This window comes from Nocardia heshunensis, assembly GCF_054782115.1.
Window position 1 is genome coordinate 1,117,960 of the sequence record NZ_BAAGTC010000002.1, and the last position, 24,265, is coordinate 1,142,224.

Here is a 24,265-nt window from a genome sequence, read left to right on the forward strand (position 1 = left end):
ACGCGGGGATGAACCCGCCGAGACCTCGGCGTGGGGGCGGGCGATCGTGAGATCCCGGTGCGCGCGGGGGTGAACCCGCCGGATCGCACAGCACGACTTCGCGGACGCGGCGCTCCTCGCGCGCGGGGATGAACCCGCGATCGAGACCAGGGTCATGGAGGACGTGTCGCGCTCCCTGCGCAGGGATGAACCTTGCACGGTGCCGTGGTACGTGGTGCAGTCCGCGCGCTTCCGCGCGCGGGATGAACCCTGATCGCGCTGCTAAAACTGCCCGCCAAAACGGGCTCCCCGCGCGGGGATGAACCCATGCGTTGCAGCTCAGGCACATTGCGGAAGCCCCGCTCTCCGCGCGTGGAGGATGAACCCCGCTAAGGGCGTTGAGGGCGACGACACTGTTGGGTGCTCCCCGTACACGCGGGGATGCACCCACCGGCAAATGTGTCCAGGACGGTCTTGGCTGTGCTCCCCGCGCATACGGGGATGAGCCCCGCTAACGTAAGACCTGCTCATCGCGGTTCCTGTGCTCCCCGCGCGAGCGGGGATGAGCCCGCGGCGGACGGTCCTCACTCGGTTGGTTTTCTGTGCTCGTTACGCGTGCGGGAATGAGTCCCCGCGGTCGGCGGCTGCTGCGGCCGGGGCGCACCACGCGTTGATGCTCCGGGTCTTTGACCGCTCCCGCCAGCTGGCCGCGCTGCAGACTGTCGGCGCGGCCCTGGCCGTCTGCGGTCGCATCGAGGGCTTCACCTACGTCGGTCCGCTCCAAGGGGATCCGGTCGCAACTACGACGGCGGCACCTACGTTGCGGCCGAAGCGTAACCGCCCGATCGGTCCAGCAGCCCTGACTCGCTCCGATCCGAGGGCTGTTGCCATGTCATGCACTTGCCGTCAAATGTGAAGTGCACCACAACTTTCCCGGGTCGGTGGCGATCGGCAGGGAGCTCATGACGACGATCATGGTCGGTTGGTTCTTGACGAACTCTTGAGGCCATCCCTGGCGCGGCGGCCGCTCCGAGCATCTCGAAAACTGTGCTGCGGGGGCGAATTGGCCGCAATCCTGGTCCGGTGCCAGTCAGCTGTTTTTCCACGGGTGCCCGCCTGCGGAGTACGATCACCCCCAGAGCTGGTATCCGAAGCGGCACGACATTCTCCGCCGCAACGGCGACCGGCTCGTGGTGTGGTTCGGGCGGGTCCTGCAAGGGATCCGGCGAACCCGTGTGCGGGACTGCATGGCCTGCAGAGCCTCTCCGGCGATACCGCCGGGGAAGTTCCGCGGCCGCCGTGCAATCCCGCCGGCGGGTCGAATTACATCAACCCGGAAAGCAGGTGGGCACTCGTGCCTCCCTTTACAACTGAAGAACAGAACGAAGAAGAGCAACCGAAGCAGTCCCGGGAACGTCTCCGGGCTGTCGTGAACTCGCTCCGTCCCGTCGCACGGGGACTCGGGTGGGCTTGCCGGTTGGTCAACGCCTACGGCGTGCTTGAGCGACTCGTGTCTCCACATGAGAACAGCTTGGACACCATCGAGGCGGCCAAGCTGCTTCTTCATCAGCTGTGGACCTTGCTCTGAGCGTCCAACTCTAGGTCTACAGCAACTTTCAAGACTGGCACGGGGCTGGATCGGTGAGATCCCGTCCCGTGCTTGGTCTCACGTACTAGAGCATAGTCGCACAAACACTGAAATCTGTAGTTCTGTGTCGACGATTTGGTCACTATGGCACCGCTAATCCCCGACCTCGGGGACCTATCATTGCAGGTCAAGTGCTATTTATTGTTGGCTGATGGTCGCGGAATCTGCCGACGTTTTGCTCTTGAGAAACCCGCAAATCCAGCTGTCCCAACAGATAGATTCTGCTGCGTCGTGTCCTGGTCTCGAACGAGGGTCTGAGATGCTGTCGCAGATGAATCATGCTGTCTAGCAGTGTATTTCGATGGACTCGCCGACCGCTACCCTGGCTGACCCCCCGCACGCGCGGGGAGCGCTGGAAGAAGAACCAGTTCGGCGACACCGGAACGGGCTCACCCCCCCCCCCCGCGCACGGGGAGCACGTTCGCTGGCCTGTTTCTGGACTCGGCAATCAGGGCTCATCCCCCGCGCACGCGGGGAGCACCTGACTGTAAATCAGGTGCATTCGCACGGCAGGGGCTCATCCCCGCGCACGCGGGGAGCACACGATTGGGACCAATCGCGAGACCGAGGACCCGGGCTCACCCCCGCGCACGCGAGGAGCACTAGACCGCGACAATCACATCGGTGGTGCCCAGGGCTCGCCTCCGCGCAGGCGGAGAGCACGCCAAGATCTCCATTCACCCAAACTTCGACAATGGCTCGCCCCCCGCACACGCGGCGAGCGCACGTTGGCGATGTCGCAGGTCGGGCTCACCCCCGCGCACGCGGGGAGCACCCCCGACTACCCGAATGGGCCGGTCACCGAATGGGGCTCACCCCCGCGCACGCGGGGAGCACCGCAGCTGGGGCGGTGGGAGACGCCCGATGTCGGGCTCACCCCCGCGCACGCGGGGAGCACACTTCCTGACCATTGCGTTTGCACGTGAATTGGCCGGTTTTCATTCACTTTCCTTGCTGGAGAATCTGTTGCGGGCGTGGGATGCCTTTCGGTATCTGCTGGCTTTACTCCATCCAGCGCGGGGGCTGGCAAGCTTGGGGTTGCCGGGGTGTGGGCGGCGTATGAGGTGGATGCCGTCGATGTCGACGGGGTCCCACCCGTGGCGGTGGACATTGAATGCGAGGCGTTGTTCGGAGTGGGTGGAGTAAATCATGATGGCGCGGCCGTCTTTGGAGAGTTCGGCGACTCGTTGCCAGGCGAGGTCGCGGACGCGGGTGGTCAGGATTCCGACGAGGACGCGGGGGCTGATCTTGAGGAGCCAGCGGGTGAGTTGACCACGCAGGCCTGCCGGGCATGCGCTGAGGACTAGGGCTACCACGGGACTCCCTCGTCTTCGTAGGAGGTGCCTGAGGATCACCCCTTTCTGAGCGGTCAGTGGTTGTGGAAGATCTTCAGTGAACGCACAGTCCCTTCTTCGGAATGGTGTTGCTATCGGTTGGTTTTGGCGTAGCCTGCACAAGGCTATCGGTTACCACGGAGGGGGTGCGGTGGCAGAATCGGAAACATCATGCAGCCCAGTCTGTTTCGACCTGTCCCTTGAGCCGTGTATTCCTGTTCTGACCTCGGAAGACCGCTTGGAATGGCGTAGCCTGCGAGATGTCTTCGCGGCAGCCGACTCGGATGAGATTATCGTCAGTCATCCGTCTCCTGGCGCTGAGATCGCCTGTTACGAGCTTCTTCTCGCGATCTGCCACGCGGCCGGGTACACCCCACGCTCGCCGCGTGAGTGGGCTATGTGGGTCGATCAGTACCGGTCGTTCGATAGTGTCGTCGAGTGGCTGACGACGGGCGGTGGTCGAGGCTGTTTCGACTTGTTCGATGCTGAACGGCCTTTCGGTCAAAACGCCCTATTGGCCGAGCCGCTCGTGGGCTTCGGCTACAGCCCGGTCCAGCTGATGTTGGAGCGCGCGAAGAACTACAACCAGTTTGCCGACCATGTGCACCTGCATGATTCGGAGCCGGTCAGTGCGTGCGACGCGTTCCTCTCGATGATCACTCAGCATTGTTACGGGCTCGGCGGCCGGATGATGACCGAGGGTGTCGTGAAGCATGTGGAGCACACTCTCGGCTACAGAGATGCTTTTACCCGTGGTGCTGTGGGTCGTCTGGGAACCCGGGTGCGTGTCCTTGCTCTCGGCGAGACCCTCGGTGACACGTTGCGGCTGAATCTCAGCATCCATCGATCGAGTGGGACCTTCAATGCTTCATGGAGCGACCGTCCGCGCCGTCCGTTCATCACCATCCGGGAGAGTCGGACGATGGACGGTCCTGCCGACTGGCATAGCATTCTTGGTCGCTCAGTGTTGTTGCATGGCAGAGACTCTGGAGGTCCGACACCGACAGTAGATCGTGTGCTGATCGGTATGGGTGAGACCGTAGCAGTCGCTGAGAACGGTGACAGCTACGCCGACTTCGACACCGTCTATCTGGGTGCGAAACGGCTGCAAGCCAACGTGGGTCGAGCACTGTGGCGCGACGCCCATGCCATTTACTCGGCCAGCCTCACCCCGGGAAGCGGCGAGGGGCTCTTCGGTCTGCTGGGAAATGAACTCGAGCGTCCCGTACGGCTTCTTGCAGTCGGGCTGGCCGCTGACCAACGGGGCGTGGAGGGTTGGGTACGGGAGATCTTTCCCTTCGATCCTGATCCCGATCGGAGGATCGCGTTGAAACAGACCGCGGAGGGGGCCGTGGAACTGACCGAGGACGCAGTCGTGGCGTTGAATGCCGCAGCGTCCGAAGCGTTCCGTTATACCTACTCAGCCTGCCCTCCGGAGCAACGCAAGGACCTGATGAAGCGTTTCGATGCTTCGGATTACGTATGGGCAAGAGCAGGCTCGCCGTTCCATCGGTTGCTCGAACGCGTCGCGGCGGGGCATGAACCACAACATGAACTCCGTATGCATGCGGAGAACCTTCGCGAGATCACGATCGAAGCCCTCGATGAACGGCTGAGGTCGTTGGCACCGAATGCGCGCGGGTGGCAGGCAAAGGTCCGTGCCCGGGAGAGGCTTCTGAAGGGGCTACAGGCACGTCATTTCAAGCAGTATCAGGGAGCGCAATGATCGGCGACGCCGTGATGAATCCATTGCAGCGCAACGCAGACGAGCAAGCCGCCGCGAGCCTATCCAGCTGGTTGCACAGTCTGATCGCAGCAGGGAATGTCGGGTACCTGGCCGATCTACGACGCCCCCGTGCCGAAACAGTTGCGCGTCTTCTGGCCGGAAACTACGCGGCACCCAACGGTGTTGCTCTGAGCCAGAATTCGATCCAAGTGTTTGAATCTGTTGCCCATCTCTTCGCGCGCTTCCATGCCGGCGGGTCGGTCTTGCATAAGGGATCGGGGTCGCTCGGTTATGCGATGACCAAGCTCGGCCCGCCCGGACGCCGCGGCACCGATAACCCTGGCTGTGTACGCCTGATCAACCAGATTCTGGTCTCCCGAGAGCCACCGTACCGCCGCGTCCAGCACGGGATCGACTTGCTGCGAGCCGATTCCGGCGTGCCGCCGAACTGGTACCAGCTCGCAGTCGACCTACTGCGATGGACGGACACGGATCGCACGATCCAGCACCACTGGGCCCAGGACTTCTATCTGCCTTACACCAACTCGAGAAGGGTGCGCTGATCGTGGATGATCAGTATCTGTCCCTGCACGCGATCACGACATTCTCCGGTGTGCTGCTCAACCGTGACGAGAACAACCTGCCCAAGGAGCTTGTCTACGGCGGAGTCACTCGTACTCGGGTTTCAGCGCAAAGCTGGCGCAGGGCCGAACGGATGTACATGCGGAACCAGGCGAACGACGGCGCAGGGCCGCTCGCGGGTTACACCTTCGGCATCCGGACCCGAGAATGGGCAATCGAGACCGCGGATGCGCTTGTCGAGCATGGCTGGCAGAGGGAAAAGGCCAACACGATGGCGCGACTCGCGCTCGAGCACTGCAAACTGAACTTCGGCGATCCCGATAAGGATCCGATGAAGACCAAGGTTGCAGTGTTCGCGCCTGCCGACGCCGGCAAGCGAATGGCGGCAATCCTTGATGCCCCGCCTGTGCCGCTCGACGACTGGTTCGAGGCGGAGACGACTCGTCTGCGCATCGAGGCCGAGAAGCGCGAGGCGGACCAAGCGGCCAAGAAGAGCCGTAAGGCCAAGACCGCCGAGTCGGAAGACGCGGGGGAGCCAAAGCCTGAAGTCACGCCCATTCCGCAGAAGGTTCGTGCTGCCCTCGTAGCGGCTCTGGCTCCAGCCGACGCCATCGACATTGCGCTCTTCGGCAGGATGCTCGCCGAGATCGCCGAGGCTACCGACGTGGACGGTGCCATCCAGTCCATGCACGCGTTCACCGTGGATGCCGCGGAGGTCGACGACGACTTCTTCACCGCCGTGGATGACCGGAAGGAAAGCCGCAGAACTGCATTCGATGTGATCGATGGCTGGTCAGGCGACGACAGCGGTGCCGCGATGACCGGCTACCAAAGCCTGACATCGGGCACCTTCTATCGGAATGCCGTTCTCGACCGCGCACAGCTGCGCCGAAACCTCATCCGTGCTGGCGTTCCCCAGGAGGAGATCGCAGAGCGCGTTGATGCCGCTGAACGCGCCTACGTGGAATCCTTCTGTCACTCGGTGCCGAATGCGAAGAAGAACAATACTGGTGCGCTCGGAACCTTGCCGAAACTTGTTCTCGCAGTCAGTGGTTCGCGTCCAGTCAACTATGCCTCGGCCTTCGAGCAGGCTCTGGTCGCCAACGGCCAGCCGGTCAGTATCCAAGCTGCCGGGCGACTCCTGCGCCAACACGAGTTCGCGGCGACGAAACTTCCCGGAGTTTCTGCGGGCCGAGTGCTTACCTACGACATGGACATCGCCGATCAGATTCTCGGCCAACAGGATTCAACCAGCGCAGTAGCCGTCGAATCACCCGCGGATCTGGTACACGGAATCCTGCAGTGACCTCAACATTGTTGATTCGGCTTGCAGGTCCGCTGCAGGCATGGGGGACGCGATCCAAGTTCCGGCATCGCGACACCGACCCTGACCGCCCGACCAAGAGCGGCGTCATTGGGCTGCTCGCCGCCGCGGACGGCCACAACCGCGATGGAATCAATGCCGACTACCCGGACGCATTTCCGCTCGAAACGCTTGCCGCACTGCGCTTCGGAGTCCGAGCTGACCGTCCCGGTGTGCTTGTGCGTGACTACCACACAGTCGGTGGCGGGCGCTTCCCGATCCGGCCACGCGATCTGATTCTCGATGACCGGCGCATACCGGCGGCCGAGCTTCCATCTGAATCCAGCCAACCAGGCCCCTTCGGATCGTTTGACGCCCCTGGTTGGTACGGGGCTCCCAAGGGCATCGAACGCGACTCGTTCGGGGGCTTGCAGGCAAATCCCGTCTCGAAGCGATCCGGGCTCATCACCGAACGCTGGTACTTGTCCGACGCAGCGTTCGTGGCCGCCGTCGAATCCGATGACAGGGACCTGCTTACCAGGCTTGCGGATCGCCTCGACCGTCCGCGGCGCGTGATTTGGTTGGGACGCAAGAATTGTCCGCCCGCCGAGCGCCTCAACCACGGCGTCCACGAGGGAAATCTGCGATCAGTGCTCCTCGGCACCGCCCTGCTCCCCAACGCCACCGAAAATGAACCGTTCTCCTGGATCGAATCCGTCCCTAACGAACCGGATTCAGTACCCGTGCAGGATCAACCCTTTTCGTTCGCCTCACGGAACCGAATCCACATTCAGAGATGGGAACGCCGAGAACGAATGGCCATCACAGATCCGAAGATCGACTGGGAGGTGCGGTGAGAGCCACGTTGGTGACCTGTCACAGCATTCTCGAACTGAATGCACGGCACCCCGAAACTCAACGCGCCCTTCTCGATGCCCAAGCGATGCATCGGCTGGTTATGAAGGGCTTCCTCGGATGGCTCGACAACGGCTCGCCCGACGCGCGCGCCCAGATGGGCGTCCTCCACACCTCGAATGTCGATCTGAAGAACCAGTTGCTCACCATCGTCGTCCAATCGGCGATCCCGCCTGATTGGTCCCGCCTGGACAAACGCCAGCTCAACGCCGAGCCCCGGATTCTCAAGGTCGACCAGAACATCGCTGCTGGGCAACGGTTTCGGTTTCATACGGTCGTCAACCCCGCCCGAATGAGCAGCCGCCACCTTCCACCAAGTGCTAGAAACACCGACCGGCCCGAACGCAAGCGACTGGCCGACACAACAGCTGAGCACGCACGACAATGGTTCGCCGAACGTCTTCAGCCGCAAGGAGAGAGCGCCATCGGCGAACGCGGCGTTCGTCGAATCGGTGCCGACGCCGATCCCCTTCGACTCGGTGTGCGGATCCTCCCGAAGCTGAGCAATCTTCAAGGAAAACCTGGCATGAAGATCGGCAGGGCAGAGGTGCGTGGCGAGTTGGTGATTACCGATCCCGGTGTTTTCGTCGACACCCTGATCGGTGGGCTTGGTCACGCCAAAGCATATGGATGCGGGCTCATTCTCATCAAATCCCTGCATGTCAAGAGTGTCATCTGACGATCGTGGAAGGCATTGGGTGTATTGGTATTTCAATCATCATTGATTGAATCCTGCTGAGGTGGAACGAACATTCGACGAATGTGGGCTGGGAGTCTCGCGGGCTCGCGCCGGAGAAGTTCAAGGCTGCGGACGGGATTGGCGCACCGACAGGATGGCAACACGCCCTGACTCGTCTCCACATGCCACGATCGTGGGATCGGTCGGGTGAGTAGCGCAAGCCGTTACGGTCGTGGTATCAGTGACCCAGAGCGCCAGTTCAACTCCACTCTGTAAATCCCACAGCCGCAGTGTCCTATCGCTGCCACCGGAAATGAGGTGCTGACCGTCGGTGGTGACCGCTACCGCATTGATCGGACCAGTATGGCCTCGGAGTACATGCATCGGGCACGCCGCGGCCAGATCCCAGACCCGCACCGTTTCATCATGGCTGCCCGAGACTGCGAAGCGGCCGTCGGGAGTGGTTGTCACCGCGTTGATTCGGTCCTCGTGGCCCTGCAGGGTGTGTTCCAGGTCCCCGCTATCGAAATTCCAGACCCGTACGATCTTGTCGTAGCCGCCGGAGATGATGCGACGACCGTCGGACGTGACTGCCACGGCGTAAACCTCGCTATTGTGACCTTTCAGGACGTGCTTCGAGTTCCAATGGCCGTTATCCTCTTGAACCCAAACCCGTACCATCTTGTCGCTACTGCCGGTAATCATGTAGCGACCATCGGCGGTAGCGGCAACTGAGTTGACCGAACCCCCGTAGTGCTCCAACGTGTGCATGCATCGTCCAGTGGTCAGATCCCACACGCTCAAAGGCTGGTCATAGCCAGCGCAGACAAAACACCGACCGGCATCCGTCACGACTGCTGTGTCGATCGAGCCAGTGTGGTGTCGTAGCGGGTTCGTCACCACTCCGGTGGTCAGATCCCAGACGCTGACGGGCTGGCCGTAGCCGGCACGGAGGAGACGCTCACCATTCGCGGTGAAAGCCAAAGTGCTGATGTGACCCACCTGGCTCTGCGGACGGGAATTGACGTGGTCGGCCAAATCCCAAACCCGGATGGTCCGATCGTGGTCGCCGGAAACGATGCGTCGATCGTCGGCGGAGATAGCTACTGAATAGATCTGGCTCGTGTGACCTTGCAGTTCCCGTTCCATGGATCCTCTACCGGCATCCCATACCCGTATGATCCGATCTTGGCCAGCGGAGACAATCCGTTTGCCGTCGACGGTAACGGCTACCGCGTGGACCCTGCCGACATGCCCCTTCAGGACCCGCTCTGCTGCTGTGTCGGCCAGATCCCAGATGCGCACGGTTCCATCGAAGTTGCCAGAAACCACGAAGCTGCCATCTCCAGAAATTGCCACTGCCTCAACGCCTCTGGCCGGTCCTCGCAGCGAGTGGAGTACGTCCAGGGTGTCGAAATCCCAAACTCGTACGGTCCCATCGTTGCTGCCGGACACGATGTACCTGTCATCGGCCGAGACGGCCACCGCCTTGATATAAGAGCGGTGCTCTGGCAGCCGCGCCTCCAGACGTCCGTCAGCCCGATTCCATATCTGTACGCTTCGATCACTGCCGCCGACGACAATGTGCTCGCTGTCAGCGGTTACGGCTACGGCGTAGACATGGCCCGAATGGTTCGACAACGTCCTCTCTCGACGTCCGCTGGCCAAAATCCATACGCGCGTGGTGTCGTCGAAGCCGCCGGACACGATTCGTTGGCCGTCAGCGGAGACCGCTATTGCGCTGACCTCCCGATCGTGGGCTTCGATCGTGCGTTGCAGGTGGCCGTTCGCCAGTTCCCAGACCTTCACGGTTTTGTCGCTGCTTCCCGAAACGATGTGCTTCCCGTCGGCAGAAACCGCCACCGAGGTAATACGCCCATCGTGCCCTTGCAGGATTCGCTCGAGCGGCCCACCAGGTTCACCGAGACTTCCGGGAGTTCGAGGACACAACCAGGCGCGAGCTGTCGACGGGTAGGCGGTGTCCACCAGGCTGCGGACCACCGGCTCAGGGTTTCCCAGTAGACGGCCAATGAGCTGCCCAGCGAGCATATTCGGGTCATCAGCCAAGACGTGGGCAGAGAGTTGGAGGGCAGCGTGAACCACGTCGACCGGAACCGGGCGGGGTTCTTCTTGGGAATAGTCGGCCAGCAGATCGGTGATGCCGACGACGTCGAGTTTGCGTTCCATCCAGGCGAAACTTGTAAGCAGTTCGCTGAGTTCATCGCCACAGCCCGCATGCGCGAGGTGAAACGCGAGATTCTGCAACAGATATCCGTCGTCCGGGCCGCTCGGCCATGGCCTCCGTATGCGAGAGCGGTAGCCGTCGAGCAGTCGTTTGTGAGCGTCTGCGACGCCCCGCGGCCTAGCTGCCAGCTGATGAGCAGCAACATCAAACTCGAGATCGTGCAGGATAAACCGATCAGAGTGGTCGTCTTGCACCAGACAACGGTCGACGAACTGGAACAACAAATGAGCGGCATCATCGGCGGTGTAACCGGCGGGTTCCCACAAAGCATTCACGGCCGCGAGCGGGAAGCTGCCGCGGCCCGCGAACGCGGCGAGTTCTCGGTAGCGATCCTGACTTTCCGGGGCCAGATCGTCGAGACTGAGCACAATCGATGCCAGGACGCTGGGATGTTGGTAGCCATCGGGTGCGTATCTGGCCGCGATCGCTTTGATATCGGCTCGCTCGAGCCGATGCCACACGTCTTGCCATCTCTGGCGGTGGTCACCCCGAGCCTTGATCATGCCGCCGACGATCGCTACCCCCAGCGCGAGGTAGCCGACCCTCGTACAGAGCAAATCAGCTTGAGGCGGAAGCAGATCGAACGTGGTACCCGTCCAGTCCGCCAGTAGTGCCAGAGCCTGGTCTGATTCCAGTTGCGCAACTTCGTGTTGTGCGGCACCGATGGACTCGGCGATACCGCGATCGCGTGTCGTGAACAACAGTCCACCGCGCTCACGAATCACCTTGAGAGCCACCAGGATATCGGAGTCCCAGACGTCGTCGATAGCGAGAAGGACCGCCTTGTCCATGAGCCGCTTTGCAAGACGATGCTGGCCGTCTGCCATGGTCGAAACAGGCGTTATTTTTTCGGTCAGCTGCTCGAGAACGCGCTCCTGCACCGCGGTCGGCTTTGCGCCATGTCCAGCGTGGATCCATAGGATGCCGTCAGGAAAGGCGGCACGTGTATCGGAAGCGCGAGCGATCTCGGCCGCGAGGGTTGTCTTCCCCGCACCACCCATACCTACGAAAGCCACACTCTGATGGGCCAATACGCCCTTCTTTGCTGCAGCGAATACCTCGGTCCGATCGACATACCGCGACGGACGATCAGGGACGAAACCAACGCTCGAGCTGCCAGGCTCGACCGGCAATGGCGCTGTACCAAGATCCTGTGCGGGCACGGAGCCTGGCAGGGGCTGATAGATATGTATGTCCCGTCCTGCCGTCACGCCGGAGAGGATGTTGGAAATTGCCCCAGGCCCCGAACTGGGCAAGGCGGCCGGGTTGGGGACTACCGGCGCGCCGTCGGAGGGTTCTCACGGTCTCCGATTCCCGCACGCACCGAACCAATCTCGATGTCGCCGTCGAAGCGGCCATCAACGACCCGTACCCCAGTACCTGCCGAGTGCACCTCCCGGATCCGCAGCGCCGCCGCCTCCACCCGCTCCAAATCAACCCCGACCGCTGCTCCGGCGGCGGCTTCGTGAGCACGTACCGCCGCGAGCAGATCCTGTGCGGCCGCAAGCAACTCGGTATCACCGTCGGCGCCAGCAGCCGCGAGATCTTCAGCGAGTTCATCACGCCGATGTGGCGATTCCGGGCGTTCCTCCACCGGCGCTACATTGACCTGCCCGTAACGCCCGACTACCAAACCCTTCAGCCCCTGATACGCATCCACAACCGCTGCCTTGGCCGTGTCTTGAAGACCGGCAACCGCTCCAACAGCGAGCGCCTGGGCGACGACCTCCGGCACCGTCTCCAACATCGATATCCCTCCCTTTCGGCGGGTCGGACAGGATCACTGACCCGAGTCCAAACTGTACCGTCGTGTCGCATCGTTTGTATGAAACTCCTTGAGTGCGTGGAGCTGTAACAGCGTCGGACTCCGTTGCCCAGTGAGGTGCTGGTGGCGTCTGTGGTCAAGTCTGCGGTGTGGCTCTGGTGGGCTCACCGCACACGCCGAGAGCAGGCGAGAGCGCCGCCGCGGCCCAGTCGGAAGCGGGCTGAGGCCCACCCGCGCGGGGAGCACCAGCAGGAACCGAATCCCGTCGTTGTGATCGCAGATTCACATGAGGGGGCACCCCCCGCGCATGCGAGGAAGACTGCTGATCCGGCAGGTTCTGCAGTTTGCAGCAGGGCTCATCCCCGCGCACGCGGGGAAGACCCAGAGGCTGAGTATCGCCGGGTTGCACAGCAGGGCTCACCCCCGCGAGCGCGGGGAAGACGCGGTCAGCTGGGTGATGCTGCGGCTGTGGTTGGGCTCACCCCGCGTACGCGGGGAAGACTGGTCAAATCCGTTGCTACCAGCCATCTTTCAGGGCTCACCCCCGCGCACGCGGGGAAGACTAGCCCAGAGCACGAATCTCGGCGATCCAGCGGGGCTCACTCCCGCGCCCGCGTGGAAGACAACACGATCGCCTCGATTCCGCAGCCCGATCTGGGCTCACCCCCGCACACGCGGGGAAGACGATCGGTCGCAGCCCTCCAGCGGGTCGCCGTTGGGTTCTCCCCCGCGCGCGGGGGAGACAGAGCGAAGGGTTGTGCCGCCAGCGTTCGGTGGGCTCACCCCCGCGCGCAGGGAGGACCCAACTTACCCGTGGGGGTTCGCGCCGAAACAGGGCTCACCCCCGCGCGCGCGGGGAAGACGCTTGGTAGCCGAGTACGAGTGCGCCGACGATGGGTTCACCCCCGCGCATGCGGGGAGGACGAGCCGGGCGTTGAATTCGGCACGGCCGAGGTGGGCTCACCCCGCGAACGCGGGAAGACGCCACCATCACCAAGACCAACGTGGCCGCGAAAGGCTCATCCCTGCGCACGCGGGGAAGACTCCGGACGAGTCCGGTCTGAACGAACCGCCAGGGATCACCCCGCGCACGCGGGGACGACTTCGCGCCCTGCTGCACCGACCAAGCCTCAATGGGCTCATCCCGCACACGCGGGGAAGACTCCAGCGGTCCGTCGACGGCCCAGTGAACGGGGGGCTCACCCCCGCGCACGCGAGGAAGACGAGTTCACGCCGCTACTGCTGGTCATCGACGAGGGCTCACCCCCGCGCACGCGAGGAAGACGTTCGTACCCTGTCCGGCCGAGAGCGTGACGAGGGCTCACCCCCGCGCACAAGGGGAGGACAAGTTCGTGTGGAACGACGTCATCAAGCCGACGGGCTCACCCCCGCGCACGCAGGGAACACTGGGCCGCGGACGATCTGACGTTCTCCTGGACGGGCTCACCCCCGCACGCGCGAGGAAACCGGAATGCCTTCGACAGCGGCTCGTCGTCCTTGGGCTCACCCCCGCGCATACGGGGCAGAAAGAAGCTCGTCGACGTTCGCCACGTGGTAGTGGGGCTCACCCCCGCGCACGCAGGGAAGACTCAGGTCGTACCTCCCGGGCGCTCATTTCCCGGGGCCCACCCCCGCACACACGGGGAAGACCAGCGCCGTGACACCCGATGCACCGGTAACCAGGGGCTCACCCCGCGCACGCGGGGAAGACCCCTAAGTCGCGCATTCGGCCACGAGCTACGCGGGCTCACCCCCGCGCACGCGGGAAGACCTCACCCCAGATCGCCGAGATCGGTTGGCCGCGGGCTCATCCCCGCGCCCACGGGGAACACGAGCCACCATCGGACAGGTAGCGAACCATGCCGGGTTCATCCCCGCGCACGCGGGGAAGACTGCCCATACATCAGGTGGATGATGTCGGGTTGGGGCTCATCCCCACTAGGCGGGGAAGACGCTTCTTGACCTGCGCCTTTTCTTACCCCACCCACCAAAATACATTCATTTTTTGTTCCGCCTGCTGCGTTGTCGCCGACTTCAGCTCGCTGCTGCGCCGGAGCTGCACCCTCAAGTCGGCTGTCGATTGGCTGTGGAGGTGCAGATAGCGCCTCCACAGCCCCAAGGTTGCGGTATCCCCGCGCACGCGGGGAACACTGGGCCGCAGACGATCTGACGTTCTGCTGGACGGGCTCACCCCCGCGCACGCGGGGAGGACACCGCCGACAAACATCTGCGCACCGCCTGGGCTGGCTCACCCCCGCGCACGCAGGGAAGACCGGAACGCGCGAGTCCGCCTGGTTGTCAATGTGACACAGCGTCCTCGACGAGTTCAAGCCCTACCTGCATGAACGCTGGAACCAGGGCTGCACCAGCGCCTCTCAGCTGTTCCGGGAAATCCAGCCGCTCGGCTACTGCGGCAGCGTGAAGATCCTGCTCCACTACCTGCACCCATTCCGCATGACCGGGCACGCCAACCCACGACCGCCCAAACCGCCATCAGTTCGCAGGGCGGTCGGTTGGATCATGACCGACCCTGCACGACTCGACGAACAAGACCGACAGCAACGCGGAGCCATCCTCGTGGCGAGCCCCGAACTGGTCAGGCTGATCGGCCACGTCCGCGAGTTCGCCGCCATCATGTCCGAGCTGCGCGGCCGAGACCTGGAGAACTGGATGAAGGCCGTCGACGCCGACGACTTCCCGGCATTGCACTCGTTCGTCCGCGATCTGCGTCGCGATCAAGACGCCGTCACCGCCGGCCTCACTCTGCGCTGGAGCAGCGGACCGGTCGAAGGCCACGTCAACCGGATCAAGATGATCAAACGCCAGATGTTTGGACGAGCCAACCAGACCTTCTCCGAAAGCGAATTCTCCTGAGCGACTGAACAACCCGACCAGATGGATTCACGAAGTTCGTGCCAGAACCAGAATCCGACCGGGATTGACAGCTCTCCGCGAGTTCCAGCATCCCCAAGTTGGATACACCTGTGGATGCCACGCACGGGCGCCAGAGCATCTCCGTCAGTGAAGTTCAAACTAGCGACTATCTGCGTCGCTCGGACATGTTCGCGGCGAAGCTGCAAGTTGCGCAACCAACGCAGACAAGAATACGGACGGGTCGGTGACGGCTGCTTTGAGATGTTGTGTGCCTCGAGGGCCGAGTCGTGCAGCGACCGGCGATCAACGAGACGCTCGCACGACCACGCTGATCAGACCAATTAGTCTGCGGCGGAACGGTTTCGACACGCCCATAACCCAAACACGCTGAGCATGACCTGATGTTTTCGCGATCTATCGTGACAACCCAAGCACTGTTCACGATGATCTGAAGCAGCAGCTCATCCGCTTCGCAAACGCAGCAATGCGCCCCAACCTTGGAGAGTCCCAATGGATTCGACAGATCAGCACCCGGAAGTACCTGAAGGGCAGGGAGATCCCACTCCAGCCCCGGTCTCCCCGCCCAGTCTGGCTGTAATGCTGAGTATCCTTGTCGGACTTGGGTTTGGGTTTCTAACTGATTGGCAGACCGGTCTGCAGGCCTTCATCTCCACGCTGGCGCTATTGACCAGTCAGACCAGGAAGCCGCAATCATTATCGAACGGAGGTCCTCCGCCGCGGTAGCGCCAGATCGTCGTGAGATGCCCCGCATTGCGGGGATGAACCCAGTGCATGGGTTGTCCAATGTCAATATGACAGGTCGTCCCCGCGCTGATGCGGGGCAGTCGCTTTCGCGGTCCGTGTCCAATTCCCGTTCATGAACAAAGCACTGAACGGTACAAGGGCGTCACGACTTGGAAGAATGCTCCCCGACGGGCGGGGATGAACCCGCAGATGGCACACAGAGCCTGGCCGCCAACATGCGCTCCCCGCGCGTGGGGATGAGCTCCAGGTCATCGACATCGAGCTGGCCGGTCCGCAGCGCTCCCCGCACGGACGGGGATGAACCCAAGTGCTACCTCGTCAAGATCGGCAGTGCGCTGTGCTCCCGGCATGGCGGACTAACCCGACGACGGCATCGCCACCTATCCGACGACGTTGTCCTCCCCACCCGCGGGGGAACCCAACGGGTACCGGGCTGCGCGCTAGCTTCTGCTGTCCTGCCCGCGGGGATGAACCCTTCTGCGTGGCGGGGTTGTCGTCGCTAGCGTTGTGCTCCTCGCGCATGCGGGATGGGCCCGCGCCCGTAAATACGGCCTGTCCACGGGTGCTGGTGCTCCCCGCGCGAGGGGATGAACCCATATTCTTTACCGCAGCGACGTCCTTGAGGCGATGCTCCTCCGCGCGCAGAGGATGAGCCCACGCCCAGGATCACTCAAGGTCGGCACGATCATGTGCTCCCCGCGCGGAGAGGAACCTGCCAGCGGAAGTTTGCGCAGCAGAAGAAAACCGTGCTCGTCTCGCACGCGGGGGATGAACCCTGGGCGCCGATCACCGTCGATGAGTCCGCGATGTACTCCCGCGCGCGGGAGATGACCCGACACAATCCTGCAGCGCATTGTGATCACCTGGGTGTTCCCCGCGGACGGGGATAAACCCTCCAGAAACGCGAAAAGCCCTGCAAGAGAGAGTGCTCCCCGCGCGGGTGTGAACCCATGCCGCCGCGGATCCAAACGTTCTCGATATGGTGCTCCCCACACATGCGGGATGAACCCGACTCGGCGGCGTCGAGATGAAGCGCAGCGTGCGTTCCCCGCGCACACGGGGCTGAGTGTCGCTTCCAGTCCACATTGATGGACTCGGATGCGCACAAGATCGGCTTAGGTTCATCTACCTCGCGCGTGCGGGGATGAGGTCCACATGACGAGGAGTCGTAATGTCTTGGGATGGTGTGCTCCTCGCATGTGCGGGATGAGCCCGAGGGCAACGGCTACCCTAGGGCTCCAGGCAAATGCTCCCCGCCCGCGCGGGGATGAACCCGAGTCGAAGTGGTTCCAGCCGTAGACGACGCCGTGCTCCCTGCACGTGCGGGGATGAACCCTACGTCGACGCGACCGCGCGCCCGGCCGCCCTGTGCTCCCCGCATGCGCGGGATGAACCCAACCGCGGGCACGTCCGGGCCCGGCACTGGATGATGTATTCCCTGCACGCGCGGGTCTGAACCCGACTGGTGGCCGTTGACCATCTCTGTGGGCACCCGCTCCCGGTATACCCGGGGGATAAACCCGAGACCGGGGCATGCGCAGAACGGTCGCTGATGTGCGCTCCCCGCACGTGTGGGAAATGAACCCCGTTGTCGTTGTCTCGGAACACATCTCCAACCGTGCTCCCGGGCTCGCGGGGATGAGCCCATCGGCAGCGTCTCGATGTTGAAGGCGCACAGGTGCTCCCCGCACGCGCGTGGATGAACCCCGATTCGAAACCTCAGTTCGCTACCAACCCAAGTGTTCCCGCACACGCAGGGACGAACCCGGCAAGATCCGCATTGTCGCGCACCCCAGCGCACGGGGGAAGACTGGTAGACGACCCTGCTCCACGAGGCCCAGGCGGGCTCACCCCCGCACACGCGGGGAAGATTCGCGGTTGGCCGGGATGGCGACGATGCCAGCGGGCTCACCCCCGCGCACGCGGGTAAGACGTTGTTAGCGATCAAATCACCTACACAGCCGAAGGCTCCCCCCGCGTGCGCGGGGAAGACGGATCGTCGCTGTAGGCCTTCATGCTGCCGCCGGGCTCACCCCCGCGGACGCGGAGAAGACGCTCGTCACATGAACGAGCAGCGGAGGACGGTGGGCTCACCCCGCGCACGCGGGGAAGGCCGACCAGACCAACATCCCCGCCTGCATGTCGAGGGCTCATCCCTGCGCACGCGGGGAAGACGGAGTGAAGGCTGGCATGTCGGCGGTGCGCTCGGGCTCACCCCCGCGCACGCGGGGAAGACCAATACGACAACGGCCTGTACCTCAAAAAGCAGGGCTCACCCCCGCGCATACGGGGAAGACTGGTGGTCGGCCCAGTCCGTGGCGGGCTGGTAGGGCTCACCCCCTCGCACCCAGGGAAGACGTATCAGACCGATACGCCCCAGGGCGTTTCGCGGGCGCACCTCCGCGCACGCGGGGAATACTCGGTCATTTAGACCGGTCACGGCGGTGTCCAGGGCTCACCCCCGCACGCGCGAGGAAGACTCAAGGATGGCGTCGATCTGGTCCTGGACTGAGGGCTCATCCCCGCGCACGCGGGGAAGACACGTCTTGACCTGCGCCCATTCTTGCCCCACCCACCCAAAATACATTCACTTTTGTTCCTGCTTACTGCGTTGTCGCCGACTCAAGCTCGCTGCTGCACCGGAGCTGCACCCCTCAGTCGGCCTGCGGACAGCCGTGTGTGGGGTGCCGTCAAGCTACACAACCCCCTTCAGGATCTCTCCCATGCCTCGCCTGCCGGAAACTCTCCTCAAAGTCGCGCCGCGTCCTGGTTTCGTCCGGTTGCTCCTGGTTGTCAGCGATCGTGCCAATCTGGGCTATTCTATTGGTAAGCAACGCATTTCAAATAGTTCTTGACTATTCGCGAAAGGCTCCAGTAGTTGATTCCTCAACCACTCGGCAGGTTTCTGGTTCGAGTCCAGATGGGGGAGCCTTGAAAGGCCCTCTACCAGCGCAAGCAGGTAGAGGGCCTTTTTTGTATTCGGCTGTGCGGCTATTCCTTGATGAACTCGATCAGGTCGGTGCTGAGTTGATCGATGTGGGTCAGGTGTAGGCCGTGGGAGGCGTTCTCGTAGACCTTCAATTCGCTGTCGGGAATGAGTTCTGCGGTCAGTTGGCCGCACAGGTTCAAGGGGTTGAAGGGGTCGTCGGCGCCGTGCACGATCAGGGCGGGTACGTCGATGGTGCGTAGGTCGTCGCGGTGGTCGGTTTCGGTGACGGTGTGGCTCAGGTCCAGCATGGCGTTGGTCGCCACCGAATTGGCGTCGGCCACCGACCAATCGATCAGCTCTTGGGAGATGGTGTTCCCCGGGAGTCCGACACCGAAGAACGGTTCGGAGACCGCGCGGATCCAGCCCGGAACATCGTTGCGCCACATGGCGCGGAGCGTGTCGAAGCTCTCTGGCTCCATGCCGAGCGGATTGTCGTCGGTCCTCGTCATATACGGCAGTGCCGAAGCGACCAATGCGATGCGGGCGATCCGCTCGGAGCCGTGGCGCGCCAGATAGCGCACGATCTCGGCGGTGCCGGTGGAGTGCCCGACCAGCGTGACCTCGCGCAGATCCAACTGCTCCAGCACCGACTGCAGATCATCGGCGAGAGTGTCGAAATCGAACCCACCCCAAGGCTGTTCGGACCGCCCGTGCCCACGCCGGTCATACGCGACGGTCCGCATTCCCACCTCGGCAAGCCGAACCATCTCGTACTGCCACATAGCCGAACTCAACGACCAACTGTGCAGAAACACCACTGGATTGCCCGTGCCCCAGTCCTTGTAGAAGAGGTTCACATCGGCAGCGACGGTCAGGTACGGCATGGCAATAACTCCTCGCGAATCGATCGATCTCACTGATCTCGAACCGAGTCTGCAGGTCCGTTGTGCGAGAAGCGATTACGTCCGAGGTAATGCCGACGACTACGCCGTCCCGTGTCCGGCCTGTGTGGCCTGGAGCGCGGGAATCGGTAGGGTCCTGGCCCACTCGCGCGCCATGTCCTTTGCACGGATCGGGGTTGAGGCGTCGTGGCGGGCGTGGTCGCCCACCTGATCGGCGCCGCAGGCGATGAGGAGTTCGGCAGCGATTTCGCCGCCGCGGTTGAAGGAGTCGCCGTAGATGGTGTCGCCCAGGCCGAAGACGACGAAACGCAACCCGGTCAGGTCGGGTTGGGTTGACTCGAGGAGTTTGAAGAACGGTTCGGCTCCCGTGGGGAGTTCGCCGTCGCCGTAGGTGGAGCAGACGATGATGTGGAAGTCGGAGGGGTCGAGGTCGCCGGGGTCGAAGTCGAACATGTCGTAGACCGACACTTCGTGCGCTGGGAACTCGTCGGCCAGGCATTCGGCAACGCCCTCTGACGTGCCCATTTCCGATCCGAACAGGATGACGATCCGCACCACAACTCCTCTCGACGAGAAAGTAAGGCTACCCTAAATCGGGTGAGGATGGGATCCCCGGCTCAATTGCTCCGCACGATGGCCTGGCCATTTGGCGGTTGCTGCTCAGGTGGGATGAGTAGTTCTGCGGTACTCGCGGCCGCGTACGGTCGGCAGCATTCCGCACATGACCGACTCTTTGGCTGCTGTCACCTGGCCGGCTCCGCGACGGAGCGTTCGTACCTGGGATGTTGTGCTCGGATGGGTGCTGTATGCCTTCGCTGTTCCGCTCGGCATGTTCGCCGCCTACATCACCGTGTTCTTCGCTTTCGCCACCGATTCCTGTGGCTCGGGGCGGGACTGCGCCTACGCGTATGTCGACTGGGGGATCTGGTTGTCTTGGGGTGGAACGGCTTTCGCGCTCGGTGTGGGGCTGGTGATGCTGCTGGTGTCGACCGTCAAGGGCTGGCTGATGTGGTACTGGCCGGTGCTGTCCATGGCGATGATCATCGCGAGCCTCATCTGTGGCGGATACTTGGCCGCACAGGTGACCGGCTGAATGGGTTGAGGCCTCGTGCCGAAGCGGCTCGAGGACACGTGAGGGGAACTGGGTTAGCCTGGAGAGGTCGAAAGGACCAGGGTCGGCATCGGTAAGCCCGGCTCCCTCCGTGTGAGGCTCCGTATCGCCGCTTCGGTGGTGAACCCGCGACAGGTAATCGGCGTGAGCGCCGAGAGCTTGGCGCGCCCGGGGCACCGGTCGGTCCTACCCTCGGTTGTTCTCGCCTCGAATCGATTTCGAGGAGTCGCAATGCCCATCATCCGTCTCGACGGCACCGTCACCCAGATCAATGTGTTCACCGTCGAACCTGGGCGGCAGCAGCCGTTGCTTGATCATCTGGCTCGGGCCGCGCAGGTCGCTGCCGAGGTGCCGGGCTGGGTTTCCGCCAGCCTGCATCGCAGTCTCGACGGCACCCGGGTTGTCAACTACGCACAGAGCACCGACCTCGATGCCGCTCACCGCGTCATCGAGCACCTGCTGGCGAAGGGAATGATCCAGGCCAACAAGGCATTCGGTCAGGCTGAGCCGGGCCTGTACGAGGTCGCCTTCACGCTGGATAGGGACCTGCTCGGGTAACGGACCGCTGAGGAACGGTGGCGCGAGAGCGGTCTCTCGCGCCACTGCGAGTCGCGAGAAGTGAAGGCGTATAGGCAGACTCATGGAATGAATCATGGGTTTTATGCGGGGCGAGTCGTGGTGGTCACGGGGGCTGGGGCCGGGATCGGGCGGGAGTTGGCGGTCTTGCTGGGGCGGGCGGGGGCGGCTGTGGCGTTGGTCGACATCGATGGGGAGGGGGTTGCTGAGACCGGGGAGATGGTTCGGGGTGGGGGTGGGGAGGCGCTGGAGTTGGTGGCGGATGCGGCGGATGTTGTTCGGATGCGGGAGGTTTCGGATGATGTGGCGGGGCGGTTGGGGAATGCCGATGTGTTGATCAACAATGCGGGGAGGTTGTTCTACGGTGGGGTTGTCGAGTCCGAGGTGAGTGACTTCGATGCGGTGATGCGGGCGAATTTCGGTGCGACCGTGGCTAGTACGAAGGCGTTTCTGCCGCAGGTGGTGAAGTCGCCGACCGGGCGGATCGCGAATGTGTCGTCGGCGTACGGATTGATCGGGTTGGGTGGGGCCGCACCGTATACGGCGGCGAAGTTCGCCGTGCGGGGGTTCAGCGAGTCGTTGCGGTCGGAGTTGCGGGGGCAGTCGAATGTGGCTGTCAGCTGCGTGTATCCGGGTGGGGTGAAGACCGGGATCGCGTGGTCGGCGCTGGCGGCGGCGGGGGTGGATGCCGAGCGGGCGGCGCGGCGGTTCGACAGGGTGGTGGCGAAGACGGATCCGGAGGCGGCGGCGCGGGTGATTCTGAACGGTGTCGCGCGGGGGCGCAGTCGTGTATTGATTGGACCCGACGCGATTCTTGCCGATATTGCCGCGCGGGTGGCGGGCGGGCAGTACGAGAAGCTGATTCGGTTGGTGCTCAGGGGATGAGGAGGGGGCGACGCGATGCCCGGGACACGATGGTTGTTGATCGAGACCTTCGGCGGTGGTGAGCCGACCGTGATCGGGCTGGGCAGCGCGCCACGGAAATTCGTGCCGCTGACGCAGATCTTCAGGCAGCGTGAGACCTTGGCAGCCATTCGTGGGGCGGTGGCGGCAACGGCCGAAACACTTGCCCCGGTGGAGATCACCAGCGCAGGCCGCCGGACCTTGACGGTGCCGCAGCTGATCACGCCGGAGCGGATGCACTCGGTGCTGGTGTGGTCGGGACCCGACGACGAGGAGGTGCCGCCGCGAGATCCCGTGGGGGCCTGGTATTTCAACCTGTCGGCCTCGAAATCCACCCGCTCCGATGATCTGCTCGATCTCTACGGAGTAGCGCCGGAACACCGCGAGCGTGAGCACGCCATCGCCGGGGTATTCGCCCGAGTCATCACCAACAGCGACGAATCCGATGCGCTGGCCAAGGTGGTCCGGTCCGCGCCGGGCACCGAACATCAGGCGGTGTGGACCGTGCGCCGCGACGACGGCGCGCTGCGCGCCGCGCACTTCTCCTGCCGGATTCTCGAACAGCAATCCGCCGCAGGACAAGCCGAGGTCTTCATGCGTGGCGTCACCCACGACATCGGTGATGCCACGGATGTGAGCGCGGCCCCGCCACCGGTGATTCTCGAACACCGGGTGCTCGATGCCGCCGCGGCCGCAGGCGATTTCCGCGCCATTGTCGACCTGCGTACGCTGCGGTTGCTGCGCTGGATGGGCCCGCCCATGCCGGGCGTCGCCTGGCAGTCGCTGACCGGGGAGCCGGAGCCCGCGATCCATCCCGACGATCTGGCGACGGCGAAGACCATGAGCCGCAACCTCGCTCACTCCCACACCGCCGGACGGCTGCGGCTGCGGGCCCTGGACGGCGGCTGGAAAACGGTGCAGGCCAATGCCGTTCTCATGGCGCTGGACCAGTACACGACGGCCGCGCTGGTCACCGTCCGGGACGCGCTGCCGGACTAGATCGTCCGACCGCCAGCAAACAGACCACCGGCAATGTTTGTTGTGTATCTAACAGCCACGTGCCGCTCGCCGAGCATCCATCCCAGGTCAACGCGGTCAGCCCGTAAAGTTGCAGGCAGACAGCAGATTTGCTCGATTGAGCCGACAGTGTGCCGCTCATTACACTGCCGCCTACACGCACCCGCGCGAGCGGGAATCTTGCCGGTGCTCCCCGTGACGCCGCCTGGCGCGTCGTTGGTAGGCCCTGCCCGGAAGTCGCGGCATTCTCCGGGAGCCGGGGCTGCTCGGCGTTGGGAGGGAAACGTGCGTGCACCGAAGTCGGCGTGGATTCACCGGCGCGACGGTATCCGGCAGTGGATTCTCACCCGGGGAATCCTCACCCGGGTGCTACGAGCAGGGGAGATCGCCACCCGGCCGGATCTGGACGCGAATTACCCCCTCCTGGAGCCGAGTCCGACGAACATCGTGCGAATTCCCTTGTACCGCGTGCAGATCGGCGACTCGATCCGGCGATCCGGCGAGAACTCGCGCCACGTCACCGCACTGTCGGAGGTCGTCGCTACCCTGCCGCCGATCATCGTGCACCGATCCCGCATGACCGTCATCGACGGCGCGCACCGGGTCCGGGCGGCCCTGTTCAGCGGCGCGCAGTGGATCGACGCGGTCTATTTCGACGGCGACGACGGGCAGGCGTTCCTGCTGTCCATCCGCCTCAACAGCACCCACGGACTGCCCTTCTCCGCCGCCGACCGCAAGGCTGCCGCGGGACGAGCTCTGGCTTACTTCCCGGACTGGACGGACCGGCGACTGGCCGAGGAACTCGGTCTCCCCGAGCGCACGATCGCGCTCATCCGCAAGCGCACCGACCACACGCCGCCGTCCGCCGCGCAAGCGGCCACCTCCGAGGACGCCGCCGCGTGAGCCATGCCCGGGGTTGATAGGTTCCTGGCATACCCGCTCGCTGGTGTTCGTGCTGATCATGGCGGGTGTTGAGGATTCGGTCGCTCGGCTCGCGAGGTGCGCGAACCGT

The 24,265-nt window shown here is 63.6% G+C and carries 15 protein-coding genes and 1 pseudogene; 11 read left to right on the forward strand and 5 right to left on the reverse strand.

The window, feature by feature from the left end; all coding sequences use genetic code 11:
- Positions 1 to 2,565: 2,565 nt before the first annotated feature.
- Entirely contained in the window at positions 2,566 to 2,943 is a 378-nt protein-coding gene (gene cas2e / locus ACYVN4_RS05295) for a type I-E CRISPR-associated endoribonuclease Cas2e (protein WP_460718082.1), read from the reverse strand.
- A 169-nt stretch (positions 2,944 to 3,112) separates the two neighbouring features.
- Here cas2e and ACYVN4_RS05300 point away from each other — a divergent pair, with 169 nt between their 5' ends.
- Genes ACYVN4_RS05300 through cas6e form a run of 5 tightly spaced genes read left to right on the forward strand, consistent with a single transcriptional unit; the run spans position 3,113 to position 8,166 of the window.
- Complete coding sequence (locus tag ACYVN4_RS05300) at positions 3,113 to 4,687, forward strand: type I-E CRISPR-associated protein Cse1/CasA (protein ID WP_460718083.1); 1,575 nt, start codon at positions 3,113 to 3,115, stop codon at positions 4,685 to 4,687.
- Positions 4,684 to 5,250 carry a type I-E CRISPR-associated protein Cse2/CasB gene (gene casB, locus ACYVN4_RS05305; RefSeq protein ID WP_460718084.1) on the forward strand — a complete coding sequence of 189 codons (567 nt, stop codon included), beginning with the start codon at positions 4,684 to 4,686 and terminating at the stop codon, positions 5,248 to 5,250. The genes ACYVN4_RS05300 and casB overlap by 4 nt, the downstream gene beginning before the upstream one ends.
- A 2-nt stretch (positions 5,251 to 5,252) precedes the next feature.
- Positions 5,253 to 6,575 carry a type I-E CRISPR-associated protein Cas7/Cse4/CasC gene (gene cas7e, locus ACYVN4_RS05310; protein ID WP_460718085.1) on the forward strand — a complete coding sequence of 441 codons (1,323 nt, stop codon included), beginning with the start codon at positions 5,253 to 5,255 and terminating at the stop codon, positions 6,573 to 6,575.
- Positions 6,572 to 7,429, forward strand: a complete 858-nt coding sequence (cas5e, locus tag ACYVN4_RS05315; protein WP_460718086.1) for a type I-E CRISPR-associated protein Cas5/CasD — start codon at positions 6,572 to 6,574, stop codon at positions 7,427 to 7,429. Before cas7e ends, cas5e begins: the two co-directional genes overlap by 4 nt.
- Positions 7,426 to 8,166: a type I-E CRISPR-associated protein Cas6/Cse3/CasE gene (cas6e, locus tag ACYVN4_RS05320; RefSeq protein WP_460718087.1), complete on the forward strand. Its 741-nt coding sequence runs from the start codon at positions 7,426 to 7,428 to the stop codon at positions 8,164 to 8,166. Before cas5e ends, cas6e begins: the two co-directional genes overlap by 4 nt.
- Positions 8,167 to 8,286: 120 nt before the next feature.
- Here the strand turns inward: cas6e and ACYVN4_RS05325 are convergent, their stop codons facing one another.
- A complete protein-coding gene (locus ACYVN4_RS05325) occupies positions 8,287 to 11,622 on the reverse strand; it encodes an NB-ARC domain-containing protein (RefSeq protein WP_460718088.1) in 3,336 nt (1,111 codons plus the stop codon).
- Positions 11,623 to 11,684: 62 nt separating this feature from the next.
- The gene (locus tag ACYVN4_RS05330; RefSeq protein ID WP_460718089.1) at positions 11,685 to 12,158 is read right to left on the reverse strand and encodes a hypothetical protein; all 474 of its coding nucleotides are present in this window, start codon (positions 12,156 to 12,158) and stop codon (positions 11,685 to 11,687) included.
- A 2,538-nt stretch (positions 12,159 to 14,696) separates the two neighbouring features.
- Here ACYVN4_RS05330 and ACYVN4_RS05335 point away from each other — a divergent pair.
- A pseudogene (locus ACYVN4_RS05335) lies at positions 14,697 to 15,058 on the forward strand (ISL3 family transposase).
- A gap of 3,748 nt (positions 15,059 to 18,806) precedes the next feature.
- Here ACYVN4_RS05335 and ACYVN4_RS05340 read toward each other — a convergent pair.
- Together ACYVN4_RS05340 and ACYVN4_RS05345 are read right to left on the reverse strand one after the other, a co-directional pair.
- The gene (locus ACYVN4_RS05340) at positions 18,807 to 19,628 is read right to left on the reverse strand and encodes an alpha/beta fold hydrolase (protein WP_460718090.1); all 822 of its coding nucleotides are present in this window, start codon (positions 19,626 to 19,628) and stop codon (positions 18,807 to 18,809) included.
- A 99-nt stretch (positions 19,629 to 19,727) separates the two neighbouring features.
- Positions 19,728 to 20,201, reverse strand: coding sequence for a flavodoxin domain-containing protein (locus ACYVN4_RS05345; RefSeq protein ID WP_460718091.1), 474 nt, complete (start codon positions 20,199 to 20,201; stop codon positions 19,728 to 19,730).
- A gap of 166 nt (positions 20,202 to 20,367) precedes the next feature.
- Between ACYVN4_RS05345 and ACYVN4_RS05350 the strand changes: the two genes are divergently transcribed.
- From ACYVN4_RS05350 to ACYVN4_RS05370, 5 genes are all read left to right on the forward strand, one after another.
- Complete coding sequence (locus ACYVN4_RS05350) at positions 20,368 to 20,739, forward strand: hypothetical protein (RefSeq protein WP_460718092.1); 372 nt, start codon at positions 20,368 to 20,370, stop codon at positions 20,737 to 20,739.
- 249 nt (positions 20,740 to 20,988) lie between these two features.
- Positions 20,989 to 21,315: an antibiotic biosynthesis monooxygenase family protein gene (locus ACYVN4_RS05355; RefSeq protein WP_460718093.1), complete on the forward strand. Its 327-nt coding sequence runs from the start codon at positions 20,989 to 20,991 to the stop codon at positions 21,313 to 21,315.
- 87 nt (positions 21,316 to 21,402) lie between these two features.
- A complete protein-coding gene (locus tag ACYVN4_RS05360) occupies positions 21,403 to 22,218 on the forward strand; it encodes an SDR family NAD(P)-dependent oxidoreductase (protein WP_460718094.1) in 816 nt (271 codons plus the stop codon).
- 15 nt (positions 22,219 to 22,233) lie between these two features.
- Positions 22,234 to 23,235, forward strand: a complete 1,002-nt coding sequence (locus tag ACYVN4_RS05365; RefSeq protein WP_460718095.1) for a GAF domain-containing protein — start codon at positions 22,234 to 22,236, stop codon at positions 23,233 to 23,235.
- A 303-nt stretch (positions 23,236 to 23,538) separates the two neighbouring features.
- The gene (locus ACYVN4_RS05370; RefSeq protein WP_460718096.1) at positions 23,539 to 24,156 is read left to right on the forward strand and encodes a hypothetical protein; all 618 of its coding nucleotides are present in this window, start codon (positions 23,539 to 23,541) and stop codon (positions 24,154 to 24,156) included.
- Positions 24,157 to 24,265: the final 109 nt, after the last annotated feature.